This is a genomic window from Pseudomonas sp. K5002 (assembly GCF_013386655.1).
Lineage (GTDB): Bacteria > Pseudomonadota > Gammaproteobacteria > Pseudomonadales > Pseudomonadaceae > Aquipseudomonas.
The window spans coordinates 1-1,389 of record NZ_JACARK010001174.1 but is presented as its reverse complement, the minus strand read 5'-3'; the positions used below and the strand labels follow the sequence as shown (position 1 = coordinate 1,389).

General features: G+C 62.3%; 1 protein-coding gene and 1 pseudogene. Both read left to right on the top strand.

Features of this window, described 5'->3' with window-relative positions; genetic code table 11:
• Positions 1-898 (top strand): hydantoinase/carbamoylase family amidase (locus HX846_RS34595; RefSeq protein ID WP_178967190.1); only part of this gene is annotated, 898 nt, incomplete at its 5' end.
• Positions 899-1,013: 115 nt separating this feature from the next.
• Positions 1,014-1,389: pseudogene (locus HX846_RS34590) on the top strand (histone deacetylase family protein); the annotation flags it as partial.

The following is a 1,389-nucleotide window of genomic DNA, read 5'->3' as shown; positions in this document are numbered from 1 at the left end:
CATCAAGACCCGCAAACCACTGGAAATCGCGGTATGGACCAACGAGGAGGGCGCCCGGTTTACCCCGGCCATGCTCGGCTCGGCGGTGTTCACTGGCACCTTGGCGTTGGATAACGCGCTGGCCACCCGGGATGTCGCCGGTGTCAGCGTGGCGGATGCGTTGCGCAGCACCGGCTACAACGGCCAGCGCCCATTGGGCGGCGCGGTGGATGCGTATTTTGAAGCGCACATCGAGCAAGGTCCTATTCTGGAAGACAACGCCAAGAGCATTGGCGTGGTCACCGGTGGGCAGGCGATTCGCTGGCTCGACGTGCGCGTGGAAGGCATGGCCGCCCATGCCGGGACCACGCCGATGCCACTGCGCAAGGACGCCTTGTACGGCGCCGCGCAGATGATCCAGTCGCTGGAAAACCTGGCGGCTGATTTTGCGCCTGAGGGCCTCACGACCGTGGGTGAATTGAGCATCGCCAAGTCGTCGCGCAACACCATTCCCGGCTTGCTGAATTTTACCGTCGACCTGCGTCATCACCGCGACGCCGACATAGAAGCCATGGAGCAACAGGTGCGCACCCGCTTGCAGGACATCGCCGCCCAACGTGGTCTGAGCGTCACCGTCAGCCCGCACTGGATCAGCCCGGCGACACCGTTTGATGCCGAGTGTGTCGCCTGTGTGCAGTCCGCCGTGGATGCGTTGGGTTATGCCCAGCAATCGATTGTCAGCGGTGCTGGCCATGACGCCATCCACCTGGCGCGGTTCTGCCCCACGGCGATGGTGTTCATTCCGTGCGTGGGAGGCTTGAGTCATAACGAAGCCGAAGATGTGCTGCCCGAGGACGTTCGCCAGGGTACCGATGTATTGCTCAATGCCGTGTTGAAACGTGCCGGCCAGGCTAATTAACGAAACATTTCTGCAAGGTTGAACACGATCAAAATGTAGGAGCTGGCTTGCNNGCAAGCCAGCTCCTACAGGTCCGGTGTTCAACCGCAGATGTGTGCCCATCAGGAGAAATCCCATGCGTACTTATTTCCACCCCGAACAACTCCTGCACCATCCTCGCAGCTACTACTCCCGTGGCCAGATGCGTACCCCGCAGGAAGTCCCGGAGCGCGCCCGCAATCTGCTGCTGGCCGCGCAAAACCTGGGCTTCGACATCCAGCAACCCCACGACCACGGCCTTGATCCACTGCTGGCTGTGCACGGTGCGGCCTACCTGGCCTTCCTCCAGGAAGCCCACCAGCGCTGGAAAGAAATCCCCGAAGACTGGGGCGACGAAGTCATGTCCAACATCTTCGTGCGCGAGCCCAACGCCCTGCGCGGCATCCTTGCCCAGGCGGCGCGCTACCTCGCCGATGGCAGTTGCCCGATTGGCGAACTCACCTGGCGCTCGG